Annotated in this window: 17 protein-coding genes; 9 read left to right on the forward strand and 8 right to left on the reverse strand. The window is 39.1% G+C overall.

Annotated features, from left to right (window positions below; translation table 11 throughout):
* Positions 1–22 precede the first annotated feature (22 nt).
* The gene (gene dacB / locus AB4128_RS17670; RefSeq protein ID WP_372038464.1) at positions 23–1,465 is read right to left on the reverse strand and encodes a D-alanyl-D-alanine carboxypeptidase/D-alanyl-D-alanine-endopeptidase; all 1,443 of its coding nucleotides are present in this window, start codon (positions 1,463–1,465) and stop codon (positions 23–25) included.
* 469 nt (positions 1,466–1,934) lie between these two features.
* Between dacB and pssA the strand changes: the two genes are divergently transcribed.
* The 5 genes from pssA (at position 1,935) to AB4128_RS17695 (ending at position 6,946) form a co-directional block, all read left to right on the forward strand.
* Positions 1,935–3,248: a CDP-diacylglycerol--serine O-phosphatidyltransferase gene (pssA, locus tag AB4128_RS17675; protein ID WP_119969210.1), complete on the forward strand. Its 1,314-nt coding sequence runs from the start codon at positions 1,935–1,937 to the stop codon at positions 3,246–3,248.
* A 171-nt stretch (positions 3,249–3,419) separates the two neighbouring features.
* Entirely contained in the window at positions 3,420–4,238 is an 819-nt protein-coding gene (locus AB4128_RS17680) for a tRNA-uridine aminocarboxypropyltransferase (RefSeq protein WP_282166269.1), read from the forward strand.
* Positions 4,239–4,306: 68 nt separating this feature from the next.
* On the forward strand, positions 4,307–4,630 hold the full coding sequence (locus tag AB4128_RS17685) for a hypothetical protein (RefSeq protein ID WP_055024559.1): 324 nt from the start codon (positions 4,307–4,309) through the stop codon (positions 4,628–4,630).
* A 49-nt stretch (positions 4,631–4,679) separates the two neighbouring features.
* Positions 4,680–6,650 (forward strand): ATP-dependent DNA helicase RecQ, encoded by a 1,971-nt coding sequence (locus AB4128_RS17690; protein ID WP_372038528.1) that lies wholly within the window; start codon positions 4,680–4,682, stop codon positions 6,648–6,650.
* 17 nt (positions 6,651–6,667) lie between these two features.
* Complete coding sequence (locus tag AB4128_RS17695) at positions 6,668–6,946, forward strand: hypothetical protein (RefSeq protein ID WP_055024558.1); 279 nt, start codon at positions 6,668–6,670, stop codon at positions 6,944–6,946.
* A 92-nt stretch (positions 6,947–7,038) separates the two neighbouring features.
* On the opposite strand, the gene eco is transcribed toward AB4128_RS17695, so the two are convergent.
* Entirely contained in the window at positions 7,039–7,587 is a 549-nt protein-coding gene (gene eco, locus AB4128_RS17700; protein WP_372038530.1) for a serine protease inhibitor ecotin, read from the reverse strand.
* Positions 7,588–7,955: 368 nt separating this feature from the next.
* Here eco and AB4128_RS17705 point away from each other — a divergent pair, with 368 nt between their 5' ends.
* On the forward strand, positions 7,956–8,930 hold the full coding sequence (locus AB4128_RS17705; RefSeq protein ID WP_119969267.1) for a GGDEF domain-containing protein: 975 nt from the start codon (positions 7,956–7,958) through the stop codon (positions 8,928–8,930).
* 175 nt (positions 8,931–9,105) lie between these two features.
* Here the strand turns inward: AB4128_RS17705 and AB4128_RS17710 are convergent, their stop codons facing one another.
* Complete coding sequence (locus AB4128_RS17710; protein WP_055024556.1) at positions 9,106–11,814, reverse strand: bifunctional acetate--CoA ligase family protein/GNAT family N-acetyltransferase; 2,709 nt, start codon at positions 11,812–11,814, stop codon at positions 9,106–9,108.
* A gap of 60 nt (positions 11,815–11,874) precedes the next feature.
* Positions 11,875–12,681 carry a LysR family transcriptional regulator gene (locus AB4128_RS17715; protein ID WP_055024555.1) on the reverse strand — a complete coding sequence of 269 codons (807 nt, stop codon included), beginning with the start codon at positions 12,679–12,681 and terminating at the stop codon, positions 11,875–11,877.
* A 167-nt stretch (positions 12,682–12,848) separates the two neighbouring features.
* Here AB4128_RS17715 and AB4128_RS17720 point away from each other — a divergent pair, with 167 nt between their 5' ends.
* On the forward strand, positions 12,849–13,331 hold the full coding sequence (locus AB4128_RS17720) for a hypothetical protein (RefSeq protein WP_055024554.1): 483 nt from the start codon (positions 12,849–12,851) through the stop codon (positions 13,329–13,331).
* The gene (locus AB4128_RS17725) at positions 13,332–14,405 is read left to right on the forward strand and encodes an HlyD family secretion protein (protein ID WP_372038468.1); all 1,074 of its coding nucleotides are present in this window, start codon (positions 13,332–13,334) and stop codon (positions 14,403–14,405) included.
* A gap of 124 nt (positions 14,406–14,529) precedes the next feature.
* Here AB4128_RS17725 and AB4128_RS17730 read toward each other — a convergent pair whose 3' ends face one another.
* From AB4128_RS17730 to AB4128_RS17740, 3 genes are all read right to left on the reverse strand, one after another.
* Complete coding sequence (locus AB4128_RS17730) at positions 14,530–15,111, reverse strand: YgjV family protein (RefSeq protein ID WP_225442233.1); 582 nt, start codon at positions 15,109–15,111, stop codon at positions 14,530–14,532.
* A 284-nt stretch (positions 15,112–15,395) separates the two neighbouring features.
* On the reverse strand, positions 15,396–16,652 hold the full coding sequence (locus tag AB4128_RS17735; protein ID WP_080915747.1) for a Y-family DNA polymerase: 1,257 nt from the start codon (positions 16,650–16,652) through the stop codon (positions 15,396–15,398).
* A 3-nt stretch (positions 16,653–16,655) separates the two neighbouring features.
* Positions 16,656–17,063: a LexA family transcriptional regulator gene (locus AB4128_RS17740; RefSeq protein ID WP_055024550.1), complete on the reverse strand. Its 408-nt coding sequence runs from the start codon at positions 17,061–17,063 to the stop codon at positions 16,656–16,658.
* A gap of 433 nt (positions 17,064–17,496) precedes the next feature.
* Here AB4128_RS17740 and AB4128_RS17745 point away from each other — a divergent pair, with 433 nt between their 5' ends.
* On the forward strand, positions 17,497–17,916 hold the full coding sequence (locus AB4128_RS17745) for a hypothetical protein (protein ID WP_055024549.1): 420 nt from the start codon (positions 17,497–17,499) through the stop codon (positions 17,914–17,916).
* Between the two features lie 126 nt (positions 17,917–18,042).
* Here the strand turns inward: AB4128_RS17745 and AB4128_RS17750 are convergent, their stop codons facing one another.
* Entirely contained in the window at positions 18,043–18,363 is a 321-nt protein-coding gene (locus tag AB4128_RS17750; RefSeq protein ID WP_055024548.1) for a glutaredoxin family protein, read from the reverse strand.
* Positions 18,364–18,423 lie beyond the last annotated feature (60 nt).

The following is an 18,423-nucleotide window of genomic DNA, read 5'->3' on the forward strand; positions in this document are numbered from 1 at the left end:
TTAAAAGGTTAAATCTTTATTGTTAATTTGGTAGGTCATTTAAGGTTTGCAGAAAAAGGGCACTAAATGGCGCCAGGCGAGCTTTTTTTGCCTTAGCACTTAGGCCATTTTCGATGATGACAAAAGCATATTGTTTCCCATTACTCGCAGTGATATAACCCGCTAAATTCTCAACCCCCATCATAGTCCCTGTTTTTGCTTGAACCACATTTTTAAGCGGTGGCTCATTATAATAAGCTTTATGTTTTAAAGTGCCAGAGCGACCTGATACTGGTAATAACTGCTCAATATACTGAGTGTCTTTATCTTGTTTAATGAACTGCAATAAGGACATCATTTGTTGCGCTGTCAATAAGTTATAGCGAGATAGACCCGAGCCGTCAGTTATGTTGGCTTCAATGAACGGGAGACCAAGCTCTAGCATGATACTTTCAATCGCTTTTGCGCCAAGAGTAAAGCTATCACTGCGAGCAGATTGAGTAATATCATCATGGTGATTAACTTTATGCTTTTGTTGATGGAAATAGCTTAGGCCTATTTGTTTTAATAAACTATCAGCGATTAAATTATCTGATTTTTGCAACATGATTTTAAGTAAATCAGGTAGAGGTTTTGAATAATGGGTTGCGATTACTGTTTGTGTAGTCGGGACATTCTCGGCCGTTTTGACCTCAGTAAACTGGATGCCTTTTTGGGTTAATAAATCACTGATGACCTGTTGGCTATATAATTTAGGGTTATTGACTGCGATAGCGAGTCTGATTGGTTTCTTCCCTGGATAACAACCCTCGATTTTATAATGGTTGTCGTCAAAGCGTTGCATGTGTAATTCACAAAAATGCATTTGCGCATCTTTTACCGGAATTGTTGGATCAAACTCTGCTGTCGTTTTGATGTTTATAGGGTAAATCGATTTTACTTTAACAGTTGAACGTTCTTCAGTTGGGCTTAATGTCGCTTTGGCACAGTTTCTATCAATAATAAAATTTGATACTGGCGCCGCATAACAAATACCTAAATCGTCCCACGTCCAACCAGGTGCTCTGGTTTGATTAGATGCATGAGCAATCAAGGTTACATCACCTGAGATCTGGCTGATTTTTAATTCAGTCAGTTGGTTGATTAACGTCGTTAAGTGGGCGCGTTTTAAGGTTGGATCACCTTGAAAGTGCAGATATAGATTCCCATTTAATGTGCCATCATTGATAGCGCCGTCGTAGGTAAGACTTGTTTCATATTGAAAAGATTTCCCTAACTGCTTACTTGCAGCAACGGCAGTGATTACCTTTTGAATGCTGGCAGGTAACATTAATGTTTGATCATTAATGCGATACACAGTTTTACCATTAGATACATCCCAAATATTCACGGCAATTTGAGATTGCGCAGGACTAATGATTTTCATCATGTTATCGATGTACTCATTAGCTTTGACAGGTAAACTCAAGCCAAGTAAGAGTATCATTGGCGTTGGCTTGAAGGAGGTTAGCCAAGATTTTTTTATAAAAGACATAAGCAGCTAAGGAAGGTTGTGTTATCGATAAAATACGCCATTTAGCTTAGGTTTACACCTAATGAATCTATAATCAGTTAAAATTTCGATTTTTTTAACCTTTGATACCTGTAAATACTTGCGTTATTTCGTGAGAAATTCGTTAGGTTTTATTCTTAATTGTATTAATTGCCTCTCATAAACTAACCAAACAGTTGTTTGAATGCAGAAAAACCTTGCCCCGCAGCCTATTAGTAGGTAATTTCTATTTCCAAATATTTTGTTAATTAGTTTTTACGACGCGTTATATTTACAAACAGAATGAGTACCACATCAATACGTTTAGTACTTCTTTAAAGAACTACTTTCTGTATTAGGTATTCGTAAAATTGCGCGTACGTTTGCTCAATGACGTCATTGAGGAACATTTAAGGAGGTTGCCTTGCTGGATAAGCTAGGTGGTATCGCATTACAAGCGGATTCATTAAAATGGTTGCTAGAACCGCTTCAGTTTAAAACTGAGTTATTATCACGTATTGCGACGGCAAAGAATGCCATTTATATCGCAGCCCTCTATCTTGAAGATGATGAGGCTGGCCGTGAAGTTTTAACTGCGTTACTTGCTGCCAAAGCAGCAAACCCCGATTTAGACATTGTCGTGTTAGTTGATTATCACCGCGCTCGCCGTGGACTTATTGGTCATAAAGGTGATAGTGGCAATTATATTATGTACCGAAAAGCTATGTTAGAGGCTGAGGTACCGTTCGATATCCTTGGGGTACCTGTAAAATCTCGCGAATTTATGGGGGTTCTGCACCTTAAAGGTTTTATTATCGATGATGCCGTAATTTTTAGTGGCGCCAGTATCAATAATATTTACTTCCAACAGTTTGAAAAATATCGTTTCGATCGCTATCACTTAATTGAGTCTGCTGAGTTAGCTCGAAGCATGCGTCAATATATTCATCAGTTCTTAGTCAGCGATCCCGCTGTATGTTCATTAACTCAAGATAAAGACGTTGAGCAATGTCCTGAGAAAAATGATGTTCGTACTTTTAAAGTGCGTTTAGGTCGTTCTAAATATGAATTTGAAAGCACACGTATTGGTAACCGGGTTACACCGCTAGTTGGCTTGGGCCGAAAAAAGAATAAGTTAAATGAGGTAGTAGTAAAGCTTGTTGACGAATCACAAGAGTCACTATTCATTTGTACGCCTTACTTTAATCCGCCGAATGCATTGGTTAGGGCACTTACTCGCCATTTAAGAAATGGCAAAAGTATTGATATTGTTGTCGGTGATAAAACGGCAAATGACTTTTATATTCCGCCAGAAAAAGAATTTTCAACCATTGGTGCGCTTCCGTATATGTATGAGCAATCATTACGAAAGTTTGTTAAACGCCAACAATGGGCAGTTGAAAGTGGTCAATTACGCATACACCTTTGGAAAAATGGTATTAATAGTTACCATTTAAAAGGGATAAGTGCTGATGGTAAAAAGCATCTGATTACTGGTTCAAATTTAAACCCAAGAGCTTGGGCGTTAGATTTAGAAAACGGTCTGTTGTTGCATGATGAATCTGGTGCTTGGAAAGATAAGTTTGAGCAAGAACAAGACTATATTCTGACGCATACTGAAAAGCTGTTCCATTATAGCCAAATTGAAACGTTACAGAAGTATCCTGTTCCTGTGAAAAAAATTATGACTAGAATTAAGCGGCTTAAAGCGGATTTCTTGCTTCGCAGAATACTTTAGTTCTAAGTTTATAATTCATCACCTTCGGGTGATGAATTATTTTAACAGCATTAATCGCGCGTTATAATCTGAATTAAGCCATAATGGCTATGTGATTGCTGTCCGTTATTCATTTCCAAATACTAGCTGACATCATCATGATGCTATAGTCATTTTTTAAGAGAGCCTTGCATGTTGGCGTTACCTAAAGAGCAGCAACATGCTGTTCATCGTCTTTATCAATATCGTAAATCCATTTCAACTAAACCTTTTGCAGCAAGAGGCAAAAAGTTAGTCCGCTGCCCATGGTGTTTATTAGGCGAACTTTTTTGCACTTGCTTGCATAGAGAGTATCTTAAAACGTCTGCTAACTTCATGTTGATAATGTACGATGATGAAGTACTAAAACCTACCAATAGTGGCAGGCTAATAGCTGATCTTGTTCCTAATACCAGTGCTTTTCTGTGGTCTCGTACTGAGCCGAGTAAGCAGATGGTCGATATGATAAATGATCCTAAATATCAACCTATGTTGATATTTCCAGAACAGTATGCCCAAGAGGGTCAGCCAGTGATTGAACATATTAATCAACTGAACTGCTCGACTGAGAATCCTCATATCATCAGCCCACAGGCTAACCATGGTTCATCTGCTCCAAAGATACCTCTATTGATTTTATTAGATGGTAGCTGGCGCCAAGCAATTAAAATGTTCAAAAAAAGCCCTTACCTTCATAAACTGCCATTGTTATCTTTCACACCGGAAACGTTAGCCACTTATGAGTTAAGAAAAGGCAGCCATGATTTTCAATTATCTACTGCAGAAGTAGCAGCATTAGCATTTCACGCAATTGATGAACCATTACAAGGCTTGGCATTATCAGCATGGTTTGATTTATTTGTTGAATCATCATTGCTTGGACGTAATCGCCGACTTAAAGAAGATATCGTTCCAATTCAGCACTATATTGATAACTTTAAACAGGCTATGATTAACGCCAATCAGCTATAAATTTATGATTGTTATTTTTCATAAATGTTATAAGAATTCTTGTTTACGCATAGGATGCGACGCTCAACATGTTTGATAATAAATTAATCGTGCTGTATCGCCTTGAGCCAGGATGCTTAGGGCCAGATGGTATAGAGCACATCGACACGTTCTGCCAACTAGCACAACAAACATTAGCGAATTTAGATACAGAAACATGCCAATGGTTTCTTGAACCGCGATTTGATAAAAAGCGCGATGAAATGGCTTATTGTTTAGCCAATAAGATGTTAACTCGTGCACAAGCCGCAAAGTATCTTCATCGTTTCGGACAAGATTTAGAGCTTGTACAGGAAACGTTTGAAGATAAATTAACGTTATTAATCAACCAGTATATTGCTCGAAAATCATAACAGTTTGACTGTTCTTCTTCTTTTTCCATAAGGTATTCAAATGAATCCTATGCATGACTCAACTCAAGTTTTACAAGCCGCTGATAGTGAATTTCTACATCAGCAACTTAAACAACAATTTGGGTTTGATGGATTTCGTGAAGGACAACAAGCTGTTATTGAACATATCCTTTTAGGACGTTCCTCTTTAGCTATTTTCCCTACTGGCTCTGGTAAATCTTTGTGTTATCAATTTAGTGCCTTACAGCTAGCTAACGTTACTTTGGTTATCTCACCTTTATTAGCATTAATGAAAGATCAAATTGCTTTCCTCAAGGATAAAGGGATCAATGCCGCCAGTATTGATTCGAGTCAGAGTTACGAGCAAAGTCAACAAGTGATGCGAGACGTTCGAAGTGGCCACACTAAAATTTTAATGGTATCAGTTGAACGATTCAAAAATGAACGTTTTAGACAATTTCTCGCTTCTATTCAGATTTCTTTATTAGTGGTCGATGAGGCGCACTGTATTTCTGAGTGGGGTCATAATTTTCGACCTGACTACTTAAAAATACCGGTTTACTGTCAATCCTTTGCTATCCCTCAGGTATTGCTACTTACCGCTACGGCAACGGCTAAAGTCAAACAGGATATTGCTCAACACTTTGCTATTTCAGCAGAGCAAATTGTACAGACGGGGTTTTATCGACCCAATCTTGATATCAGTGTTAAGGCAACATTAGAACAAGATAAAAACATCGAATTATTGAATGCCATTCGCCATCATCAAGGTGCTGGGATTATTTATGTGACATTGCAAAAAACGGCAGAAGATGTGGCGCAGTATCTACGCTCACAGGGAGTTAATTGTACTGCATACCATGCAGGGTTAGATGCTGAAACCCGCCATCGGATCCAACAGCAGTTTATGACAAGTCAAATCCCGATTATTGTCGCGACAATTGCATTTGGTATGGGAATAGACAAAAGCGATATTCGATTTGTCATTCACTACGATTTGCCAAAGTCTATTGAAAATTACAGCCAAGAGATTGGACGAGCAGGGCGAGATGGCCAGCTGTCTCATTGTGTCACTTTAGCCAACAAAGATGGTTTGAATACCATAGAAAATTTTGTTTATGGCGACACGCCTGAAGCTAGTGCAATACAAAAGCTTATCCAACATATTAGTCAAGAAACTGATAATGGTCAGTGGGAAATGCAAGAGTCTGCTATTTCAACCAGTACCAACATAAAGCTTTTACCGTTAAAGACCTTGCTTGTACAACTTGAGTTGGCGAATGTGTTAAAACCTAGCTTTGCTTACTTTGCTGAATTTAAATATCAATTTGTTCAAGATAAAGCGGCTGTCTTAGCGCAGTTTGATGAATCAAGACAAGCATTTTTAACTCAAATCTTTGCCCATACTCACTTTAAAAAAATATGGGGCCAGTTAAACTTTGACTCACTTTATCAAGAGTTTGGTGCTGAAAGACAACGAGTTGTAGCTGCATTAGATTATTTGGCTGACAAGCAGATGATTCTTCTTGAAACTAAAAAAATTACCCAAGTTTTTGAAGTTAACAGCAGTAGGCTAGTTCAAGCAGAGCTTGTTGCTCAACTCTCTCAATATTTTCAAAGCAATGAAGTAAAAGAAATCTCACGTCTTAATCAGTTGTTAGATTTTTTCGAATCAAAGACGTGTATCACAGCTCGTTTGAACCATTATTTTGATGATAATAGAGCCCCGCAGCAGTGTGGACATTGTAGCGTTTGTCGTGGTGAAGTCGCGATTCTGCCGCAAAAAAGTCTTATAGCGTTAAATCAGTTAGCGAACGTTGAGCAGTATCTATCTGAATTTGTGTCGCATATGAACGCAAAAGGGCACTCAAGTATCTCTACTGCTGTAAAAGCTAAATTTCTTGCTGGTATGACATTGCCAATATTCGCTCGTATACGAGTGAAACAATTACCAGGATTTGGCTATTGTGGCGAGTATCGTTATCAAGAAATCATTCAACTTATTGAAGAGTGTCGTTAATCTTAAAAGAAGCCAATATGAAAAATAAAGTCGTTGATGGTTTACTCAAAAAACACGAACAATTAAATCACCTAGAGGGGGTAAAAGTTGTTTCGCACACCCAACGCGATAAAGACGAATGGGTGTTACATACTTTAATGATTGACGGTTATGATGTGGCTTTCACTTTTAAGCGACCTAAAAAATATAAGTCGCTAAAAGATCAATTCGTTAGTTTAACGTATTATAAAGAAGAAAAGATGCTTGCAGGTTTTTCGATTGAAGTGATGCAAGTTGTTCGTGTCAAACGATTTTAACAACATAGCATCGTAGCCTGTTATACAGCTCCTGACTTAAAACATATATAACGCTAAGCTTATATAAATTAAAGTTACCATCACAGAGTCGATTACTGCCCTGAAAATTGATAAGTGTCATTAACTTGCCAAACTCGATAACGCAGTTCAGCACCTTCAGGTAAATAGAATACCTTTGGTAGTCTGCTGTCATAATCAATCATCAAACTTTTGCCCATAGTGACGAATTTCATGGTTTTAGGATCTGGGCACATCATCATAGTTGTTGGACCGTCCGTGAGTTGCTCAACGCTATAATATTGATAACCCCAACCTTGTAAGCTAATTTTGTCTAATTTGCCTGATAAATGATGGCGATTACAATCCACCAGCTTATTTTGGCCGATTTGTATTTCAATTTTATAGTCTGCTTCATTCTCAAGCGTGTCTAAAGACAGTATGTGTTGTACTTGATTAACTGAAGGTTTAGGAAACATTTTTGCGGCGTCAACCACTTGGTAATTGTCCTGATTATATTTATAGGTGGTTATCATTTGTGGTTTCTCAAATTGATTTGGTACAGGACTTGTTGCAGCTGCCGAGAAAGTCAGGGCTGTTAATAAACTGAGTGCAGAAAGTTTAGTTAGACTTTTTAATTTAATATTCAGAATATTTTTCATATGGATTCTCACCTCTAAAATGCTAATGTAATACGATAGATTGATTCGACTGTTATTGATATAAACGGATGCTTTTTCAAAAAGGGTTTTATTTTTTCAAATTTTTTTCAATAACGTTTCACTCTCTGCTTTTTATAATGTTATGGTTGAATAAATAGTCTTAATTTTCAATATCTTTTATGTAGGATTAGGCTGTTAAGTATGATGTTAATTTTATTAATATGCAGCATATAGCGTCATAATAAAGCGCACTTGCTAGGATGTCGGTTCACATTTAAGTATGTAAGACACTAATGACATAGGATGTTAAATTGAATACTAACCTTGAAAACTCAGCGCAAATTTTACGCATGGCTGTTCCACAAATGTCAGCGTTAAATATTCCTGTTACGCCTGAAAACTATGCTATTTGGTATCAATATTATGCTGAAACTAACCTCAGTTTAAAACGCGCTATTGACGGTTTATTGGCTAACGAAGTTGAGTTTACTGCGTCAGTGAATCAAGGTCTTTACAATAATTTTATTCAAGAGCAATCTCCAGAGGTGATTGAGAATGTTCAGATAGAAACTCAAATCTTAATTAACAGCTTGCTGAATAAAATGGGCCAAATCTCAACAGGCACAGATGACTTTTCTACTCACTTATCTGAGTTCAGTCATGAATTACAGTCTGAACCTACGCCACAATTACTCAATACATTAGTGAATAACATCAGTGCTGAAGTCGAAAAGGTCGTTAGCTTAAATCATTCAATGAAAGAAGACTTAGCAACCTTAGGTGATGAATTAACTCAATTAAAAATGGACATGGATAATTTAAGCAAGGTAGCGATGACAGACGAGTTAACCTCATTAAATAACCGTCGAGCTTATGAAATATTTTCTACTGAGCAAGTGAGCTTATTTACTCAAAGCCAAATTCCATGTTGTTTGTTAATGGTGGATATTGACCACTTTAAGTCTTTCAATGATACGCATGGACACTTAGTTGGTGATAAGGTTTTGGCTTTTGTTGGTTTTGCTTTAAAGCAATCCGTTAAAGGAAATGATTTTGTTGCACGTTACGGCGGGGAAGAGTTTGTAGTCATGCTTCCTAACACTGAATTTAAAGATGCAATGACAGTAGCAGAGAGTATCCGTGAACGTATTGCTATGAGGCAGCTCACCATAGGAAAAGAAAACAAACAGCAGTTAGGCCATATTACAGTGTCTATTGGTCTTGCTAATATTCAACCCGGTGATGACTCAGAAACGTTATTGAAACGTGCAGATGACATGCTTTATCAAGCTAAGTCATCAGGAAGGAATTGTGTAAAAGGTTAACTGTATGCATGCGTTTAAGCCGTATTCTTTTAACAAGCTTTCGGCAGTTTCTAAGCGATTATTTTGCTATCACTAGCGATCTATTGCGATCAACTAGTGATAGTCGGCCTTTACTTGGTTATAAACAGACAAGAGCAATGCGCTAACTGGTATATCGCCCAGTTTTTATTGTCTTCTATGTTTTATCATTTTCAGGCTTAAGTGCCATATGCATTTTTATTAAATGCTCCTCCATATCAAAAGACACGGTAAAGCCTAGGTTTTTCGCTAAATTCGCCATACTGCGATTTTCAAACATTGTAAAACCAGCAAGGACAGGGGTATCTGAATCCTTGTAATAATTCACTAGTTTTTCAAGTAATAATCTGCCAAGACCAATACCTTGATAGTCGCCTCTGACGGCCATAGCAAACTCTGCTTCTGTATTATCAGGATCCGTTGATGCTCTAACGGCCCCCAAGGTGATTGATTCTCCATTTTCATCCATTGCGGTTGCAATAAAGGCCATTTCTCGAGCGTAATCGATTTGAGTTAGCACAGCCATTTCTTCATGGGTCATACGTGAGCGCACCCCAAAGTAACGTTTATAGCGGTCTTCGTCACTTAATGAGTTATCAAAGGCTAAATGCTTTGGTTCATCCTCTGGTAATATTGGTCTTAGCATGACCTCTTGACCATTTTTTAGTATCGCGGTTTGTTCAAGCTCTTTAGGGTAAGGCATGATGGCTAAACGTGTTTTTGGATCAATATCCATACTATTTAGCTTCATGTTTACATCAAGTAAGGTAATGGTTTCACCTGCCGCTAATACAGGGTTCAAATCCAGTGAAGCGATTTCTGGGCAATCAATGATTAAATGTGAAATTTGCGTAAGCATGACACATAGTGCATGCATATCTAGACCGAGCGGAAGATGCCGATCACGCAGTTTATTGGTTTTTAACGCCTGAATAACCATATAACGAGCGAGTGTCATATTTAAAGGTGGTAGGGCAACTGCGGCATCACGGGTGGGATCCCACTCGGAGCCTCCTTCACCTAAACAAATAGCAGGGCCAAAAACGGGGTCATTGATCACTGACACTCTGACTTCTTGTGCGCCTGCTGTCAGTGCCATTTTCTGCACTATCATGCCATCAATTTTGGCATCAGGATTGATTTCTTTAACACGGCTAACGATAGACTGCGCTGCTTGACGGACCTCATCATCGTTAGTTAGGTTTAGCATGACACCATGAACATCTGACTTATACATGAGATCCGGTGACTGTACTTTCAATGCCACTGGATAACCCACGTCATTGGCTAATTTGACGGCTGATTCAGCATTGTCAGCAAAACAGGTTTTAATGGTGTTAAGCCCATAAGCTTTTAAAATATCGCGTGTTTCATGGGTTTCTAATATGAATCTTTGTTCTTGCTGCGCCTTTTGCAGTAATCCACGAGCCACATTAACATTTGCAGGAATATTATCAGGAATAGATTGAGGTACCTCTTGGAGTAATCGTTGGTTACGACGATACTCAACCATATGCATAAAGGCTTTCACTGCGCCTTCAGGTGTTCGATAAGTTGGAATTCCCGCTTTATTAAAGATCTTTCTTGCCACATAGGCAGAGTCTTCACCACTCCAGTTAGTTAAGATGTTTAATTTATTGCGGTTTGTATGATTGCTGATTGTTGTTACTAAACTTTGTGCTATTTCATCGCTTTCTTCTAATGCCGATGGCGAATGTAGTACTAAAATAGCATCCATTTCTTGACTATCCATCAAGACTTCTAACACCTGAGTGTACCGCTTGCTATTGGCATCGCCAACAATATCTATGGGGTTTTGGCCTGACCATGTTGTGGGTAATAATGTGTTCAGCTTATCAACTGTTTCAGGCGATAGCTTGGCAAGCTTGCCACCTTTAATAATTAACTCATCTGCAGCAAGGACTGCAGGTCCTCCGCCATTACTGATGATCGCAACACGCTCACCTTTAAGCGGGGTTGAATGAGCCAAGCTTTCAACTGCGGCAAATAATTCAATTAAGTCATTTACTCTTAACATACCCGCACGTCTAAACGCGGCTTCATATACAGCATCATTGCCTCCCATGCCTCCAGTATGAAGCATGGCTGCTTTTATGCCTTCTTGGCTGCGACCTGACTTAATCACAAATATTGGTTTATTACGTGCAGCGGCTCGCGCCGCGGAAAGAAAGTGTCTTTTTTCACTGATAGAGTCGATATAGAGCATGATGGCACTGGTACGGCTATCTCGTCCTAGATAATCGAGTAATTCGTCAAAATCAATATCTGTCGCATCACCAAGGGAGATAAATGATGAAAAGCCAATATCTTTATTGTTGGCCCAATCCAGTACAGTGGTACATATTGCAGCGGACTGAGAGACAAAGGCTATTTTACCTTTTTTAGCACCACTGTGGGCTAAACTTGCATTTAACCCTATTGTAGGGATGATCATACCTAGGCTATTTGAGCCTAATATGCGCATGCCAAACCGTTTCGCATTTTGTAATGTGACTGAAAGTAAGCTTTCGCCATTTTCATCATATTCATCAGCCATGCCAGAAGCCATGATGATGACGACTTTACAGCCGAATTGGGCTAAGGTTTCAACGATATTAGGTACTCTGCTTGCCCTAGTACAGATAATGGCAAGATCAGGTTTTATCGGTAAGGATTCAATATTAGGGTAAGCCAAAACGCCCATAACAGCGTCATATTTTGGGGTGACAGGCATTATCGGCCCAGAAAAACCGCTTCCGAGTAAGTTTTTCATTAATACTCGACCAGCACGTTTTTCGGTATTGGAGGCACCTATGACAGCGATTGATTTAGGCTTAAACAAGGTGTGAATACTTCGTTGACTCATATTGCCTCACTATCGAATTTATTGGCTAACGTAACCCTAAAGCTGAATGGCGATTAGGCGTTAAATTTTGTTTTTATTATTTACCGCTTCTAATATCACTTTTTGACAAAGCTCAGACAGCCAGACAATTTTTGCTTCATGTCTTCTTGCTGCACTGGTAATGATAGCTAAGTCAACGGCCAAATTCTTATGTGCACCGTTCGATTCTAAATTAAATTGATACGAGTAATTATTTTTCAATAATTCCTGCTGAACCATATAGTTATCTACAATTATAGTAGGGTTACGTTTCTCATCAAAGGCACGATATAGCTCTACGTATTCGTTTAAGTCATCGACGATTAACTTAACGAACTCACCCTCTAAATTTCCACCTAATGATCCATAACCTGAAGCTATTTTTTTCTGATATAGCTGCTGGGGGCGATCTTTCAGTGTTTGTATACCAATATCGATTGAGCCTTCAATCAAACCATCATTACTGGTTTTACGCCATTGCCTTAATTCAATTACTGCGTTGGTTTCTCGGCGAATGGCTTCGATTAACGCTTTACCCATCATCACGGCTAATGGCTCTCCGATATGGACTGTGATGTATTGCAGGTTTTTGGGATCAAAATATTCAGGCTCTAAAGCAATATTGATTTGTTCTATTGAGCTTTGAATCTTAGGCGCAATTTTATCGGCGTAACTGGTGGGCTGCAGACCGTTTGCTGTTCGGATAAACAAAGGGTCGTTTAGTTCTTCACGTAATTGTGCAAGTACTTTTGAAACAAACGACTGTGATCGTCCAAGTAGTTTGGCAGCACGTTGGGTTGAACCTGATTTATACAGGGTAATAAACACATTAAGTGCATTAAGATCCATAATATACCGATAAATAAGAACATCTTAATTTCATATTACATCATTAAAACGTCAAACACAGTAATGGCATTCGCTAATTTGCACATATGGAATATGCCTTATTCCAAATTTACATATAGAGGTTGTTAATATTCCATTTAGTTATCTTATTACCCCTTGGAGAATACATGTCAGAACAGCACGAACTTGCCACCATCCCAGAAGAAAAACCAAGCATAGCGCTTGTTATTGCCAAAAAAAGTATGTGGTTCATTATCGCCGTAACAACAATCGGTTTGTTGAGTTATCTGTTTTCATTATTAACAGCTATTCACGGGAAATCATTACCCGAAAGTTACTTTGTTAATGGTTATCCATCCATTTTAGCGCTTCTGGATTCTGAGTTATTTATGGGGTTTGTGTTTGTCGTGACCGTCTCGATCATTTGCTACACATTACTTTTATTTTGGCGATTGCATGAAGTGGCAGTACACAAGGCTGAAGCCATGTCGAGTGCACACACGCAAATTGTATTTGCTTTGTCACTGTGTGGATTATTCATCGATAAAGCCTGGTGGGTTCTTGCCATAATCATTGCATTTGGTCGTTGGGATGTACTTGCCAATAGACTTTCAAGCATTATCAGCAACGGCATTAAAGGAGATAAGTAAATGAAAGAGATTATGCTCCCTTATGTACTAATCATTTGGTTACTGGTTAAACTTGGTGTTATACAGTGGAATCTAGCGAATGCTGTTCGCTCAGTTGGTTTAGGGTTATTTATTGCCTTCATGCTATTTACGGCTCATCGTTTTTGGTCTCCAGCAGACTTAACTGACAGCTCAACGGTTAAAGCTCCTCATGCGGTGCTTAGCCCTTTGTTTGGTCAAGAAATCGAAGAGATTTTTGTTACTCATAACCAAATGGTTAAAAAAGGCGATTTGATTTACAAATTGGTGTCAGTCGACAGTGAAAAAGAAATCAGATCGTTAAAAGCGCAAAAAGCTGCTGAGCTTGCTAAGAAAGAAGCACTTAAACTGCGTATGGAAGCGCTAGAAGTGACGCTTAACAATGACAAACGTAACTTTGTTCGTGTCACAGACTTACGTGATTATGCCAGTGAAATGACACGAGATGACTTAGAAGCAAAAATACAATCTACCGAAGCTGAAATCGCATCAGTGGTTGCTGAGCTTGAAACTCATCGTGCGCAGTTACGCGCGTTTGATGCACAGATTGGTTCTGCTCAGTGGAATGATGAACGTCGTGAAATTAGAGCTCAATTTGACGGTCAACTTTCTATTACGAATGTAGCAGTAGGTAGTCGTATTGGTAACATGCACCTTTATGATACCTCTAAGAAGTTTTTAGAAATGCGAATTGCAGATCAATCGTATCGTTATATTAAGCCTGGCCAATTTGCCGAGTTTTACGTTGATGCTTTTCCTGGTGAGATATTTCGAGGTCGAGTGCACAGTGTGACTTCAGGTACAGGTGAATCGATGATCAGCCCATTAGCAGGAACTCAGCAAGTTAGGCAACATGTTGGTAATAACGCTGGAAGTCATGGGCGTACAGTGGTTATTGAATTTGAAGAGCCAGAAGGCTATTCAATCCCGATTGGCGCGACAGGTTCAGGCTGGATATCGGCTGAAAAGCCAGCGAGTTTCTTAGGCTTCATGGATATTATTGGCGCTGCAACAGTCAGACTTAAAGCCCTTAAAGCTTACCTAAGCGCTTTGTAATAAGAAGTAATAGATAGTTGCGGAAATATAAAAGGGAGCTTTGGCTCCCTTTTTTATGTGTTTTATGTGTATCACTTAGCGTGCTTACAATAAGATTCCCTAGAGCGTTAAAACAAATAACTCCTTATTGACTTAACGCTTGATTTGAGGAAATGGTGTCATTATTAGTCGCCAATTTAATTTGCTTGTATTGCTGAAACACACTTTGAGCTAGAATCGTTATTGTCATCACTTGATATAAAATTCCAGACCATGACATCAAATATATTGAAAGCATTAAGTTCAATGCATTACTCACTAGCATAGCGGCGCGAAGTGCCATTCCTTTACAATAAAATAGACTTATACTCATTACCACTGCTGCAAAAACTGCGCACCATTCACTCCAATGTTCTGCCCACATTACTCCCTGTAAAATCGCTACAGTAGAGAAGGTAACACTCATCATTAATGGCACGAATTCCGATTTCGTTGTATGGCCGAGTTGCTGGCAACAACGGAATCGAACCACATTTACAAGTTGATTCGCCATCCCAAGAAAGCTGCCTAGTAAGCCTAAGTGAATGGCTGTAAGAATGGATGCAAGCATATTGCCATGAATAAATTTGCAATCTTGTTTTTGGCTATTTGCCCACCAGCCGATAGCCATTGAAATGAAGCCTAGTAATTGCACAAAGAACAGTTGATTAAACGCAAACTCAGACACGCAGATGATACTCACTAAAAAATCGAAGGGCGTATTGTCTATATTTTCAGCAGCATTAATTTGATCTGAACGAGGTTTTCAGCTTTAGCCTTAATATTCAGCCTAAAAATAGTTATTTTCTGATTTAGTGTGCTTCAAAGGTGTAAGGTTTGTTCTTGATGGGTAATGGCTTTGTTTGTTATTTGTTGCACCTGTCAAGTTTGTGGTCGCTGTATACTATCCCGTTTTAATAACTACTCACATCACTTCTCAATCGTTTTTCAACATTTCATTTAAACACTCACTTAACGACAACTGACCTTTGGGATATCTTGCCAACAGGTTGTGTATTGTGGGGTCAGTAGCTCTCTGCGCATATGCCACTTTCCAGTAATCCCTTGGGCGGCAACAAATATTGAGTCAGTGCCATAGCGCTGGTTAAGCTTATCGCAAACCTGCATGAGTGTCGGATCTTTGGCCGGAGTAAATAAGTCTCCCTGTAAATGCTGTACCGGAGAAAGGTCAATAAGACCAATGCCAATTTTATAATACCGTGTATTTGGATTAAATAACTGACTCCCTATGGCTGTTGCATAACTAATGAGTTCGCATGTGTCATTGGTCGGAAATGCACAACGATAATGGTATTTAAAACCGGAAGGTTGCTCATCGTATGGAGAGTTTTTGGCAAAAATAAGTAGACTACTGGCTGCTGAACCTTGCTGCCTTGCTTTGGCGGCAGCGATGGCTGCATGTTTACTCAGGGCTTGCAGCAAAGATTCTCTATCAGTGATCCGCTGGCCAACACTGCGGGTGGAAAAAATTTGCTGCTTATCAGCTCTTGCGCTATCCCATCCTTTACATTGCTCGCCATTGAGCTCTCGCACCGTACGTTCTATTTCAATACTAAAATTTTTACGGGCGATCCCAGGCTGTAAGTTCGCTAATGCTAAAGCAGTATGAACCCCCATTGCCTGGAGTTTTTTACCTATTCTTGAGCCGATCCCCCAGACATCGGTGGCTTTCATGTTTGCTAGAATAGCGCGGCGCTCTTCATCGGACTCGATGCAGCAAACACCGTCATACCCAGCAAGCTTTTTGGCTGCGTGGTTGGCCACTTTAGCGAGTGTTAAGGTTTCGCCAATGCCAACACAAACCGCTAAACGCGTTTCTTTCCATACTGCTCTGCGAATAAGAGAGGCGTGATGGCTTAAACATGGAATTGCTGGGTAACTACGCTTAAAAGAGAGAAAAGATTCATCAATACTGTATATGTGCTGTTCGGGGGCGAAGCGACCAATGACATCCATCATGTTATGAGACAAAGAGGCATAAAGCTCATAATTAGAAGAAAGTGCAATAACCCCTAGTTTTTCACATTGATGTTTAACTTCAAAGTAAGGGCCAAATTTACCAATGCCTAATGCTTTAGCTTGACGGTTGGCCGCAACAATACAGCCGTCATTATTGGATAGGACAACAATAGGGCGTCCACGCCATTCAGGCCTAAACACTTGCTCTGCGCTGCAATAAAAAGAGTTGGCATCGACTAAGGCATACATGGGTTAACGACCCGACAATATTGGGCTTTGACGGTGACAACGTATTGAACGGATCACCACACCTTCAACAGTAAAGCTGTCATGTTCTTGAATCAGTACACTATGGTGATTGTCATTCGCTGATAATAATAATCGCCGCTGAGTATCAATTAATTTGCAGACGAAGCAGCCATTATAATTCGCCACAATAACATCGTGATTTTCCACATTAACATGGCGATCGACTATCAAAATGTCTTTATCAAAAATCCCTATCTTTTCCATTGAGTCGCCGCTGGCTTGACCAATAAATGTTGCGCTTGGGTGTTCAATCAGTAGCTCATCTAAACTGAGTGGTAGCTGTCGATATTCAGCAGCTGGGGACTCAAAACCTGTAATGCCAGCACTGGCAAAAATAGGGATCACATTCATAAATCTCACATCATAAAAAAATAACTGTATATTTATACAGTATTATAGTGCTCCCCGTAAAATTGGCAATAATTTATCTGGTTTTGGCGGCTTTTTGAACGAAGTGTGCGTTTTGCGAACGGATTTTAGCTAGGAGCGACAGAGGTCATATTGATAAGTGACTAATAGGTATAGCTACTTGATAAATAAACAGGTCAAGTTGTAGAAAATACTGCCAGCTTGAGAAGTTAACTTTCTGTTCAGCTTAGGTTTAGCAAAATTCATTACTATAACAGTCAGATAATGATTATTTACTGTCGCTTAATAATATGAAATATGTGCCTTCTAGTTGTTCTTTGTCTCAATGAGGCGCGAAATGGTAACTAATGCGTCAGTGAGATGGATAAGATAGTGTCAATTAACCGGGCACATAATTGATTAAATCGGAGTGAGTATGAAAAAATTAAAAACGATTACTGCATTTATTGCATTCAGTTTATTTTCAGTGGCTGCTAATGCCAGTTTTTCAACTCAGCAATCTGTGGTCATTCAAATAGACCAATCTATTGCCAACATCGATAGCGCTGTAAGCTGCTCAATAATTTACTCGCATACGCCGTTAGCGTCAGAAGCAGATTTTTATAAAGGCATGGTTTACGAGAACTATTCTAACCTAGTTGAGCAATTAGTATTAACAGGTCAGACAGAACAACAAGCAAGGCAAATTGCGATGGAAAAGGTTGTGAGCCAAGCTACGCATATGGAAACCTTAATAAAAGAGCAAAAAGCCGATGGCAACAAGGCGCAATTCACTCAGTTATTAAAAACCACAGCAGTGCAAAACCAGTGTGTTCACTATGCTAGTAATAACTAGTTAACGGTTTATTATCAATATCGGTAGTAATAACCATACGAATAAAAATATACCCGGTCACCACAATTGATGACCGGGTATATTTATTTAGCAGTGCCCATATTTAACAGGGTGCTAAGTAAATCGTTAATGCAGTGAAGAGACTATTTTATCCTGATTAAAGCCCCTGATAAGCGTGCCATTAACTTGCAATAAAGGGATCCCTTGGCCGTTTAATGCTTGATAACGTTCATTAGCAGCGAAAGATTTCTCAATATCAAACTCTTGATAAGCAATGCCATTATCGTCAAAAAAGATACGTGCCTTTTGGCAGTACTTGCACCAAGCTGTTGCATACATAATAACTTCATTACTGGCGGCATAGGTGGCACGGATAGGCTCGACCGGTGATTGATTCCAGTGTTGGTAAGCGGCGTAAAGGACCAACAACACAAATAGCTTTTTCAATGAATACCTTCCATGGGCTCAATGGGCTTAAAAAATAATCGTAATTATATAAACATCGGG

The organism is Shewanella sp. 10N.286.52.A9 (assembly GCF_041468985.1).
GTDB classification, from domain to species: Bacteria; Pseudomonadota; Gammaproteobacteria; order Enterobacterales; family Shewanellaceae; genus Shewanella; species Shewanella japonica.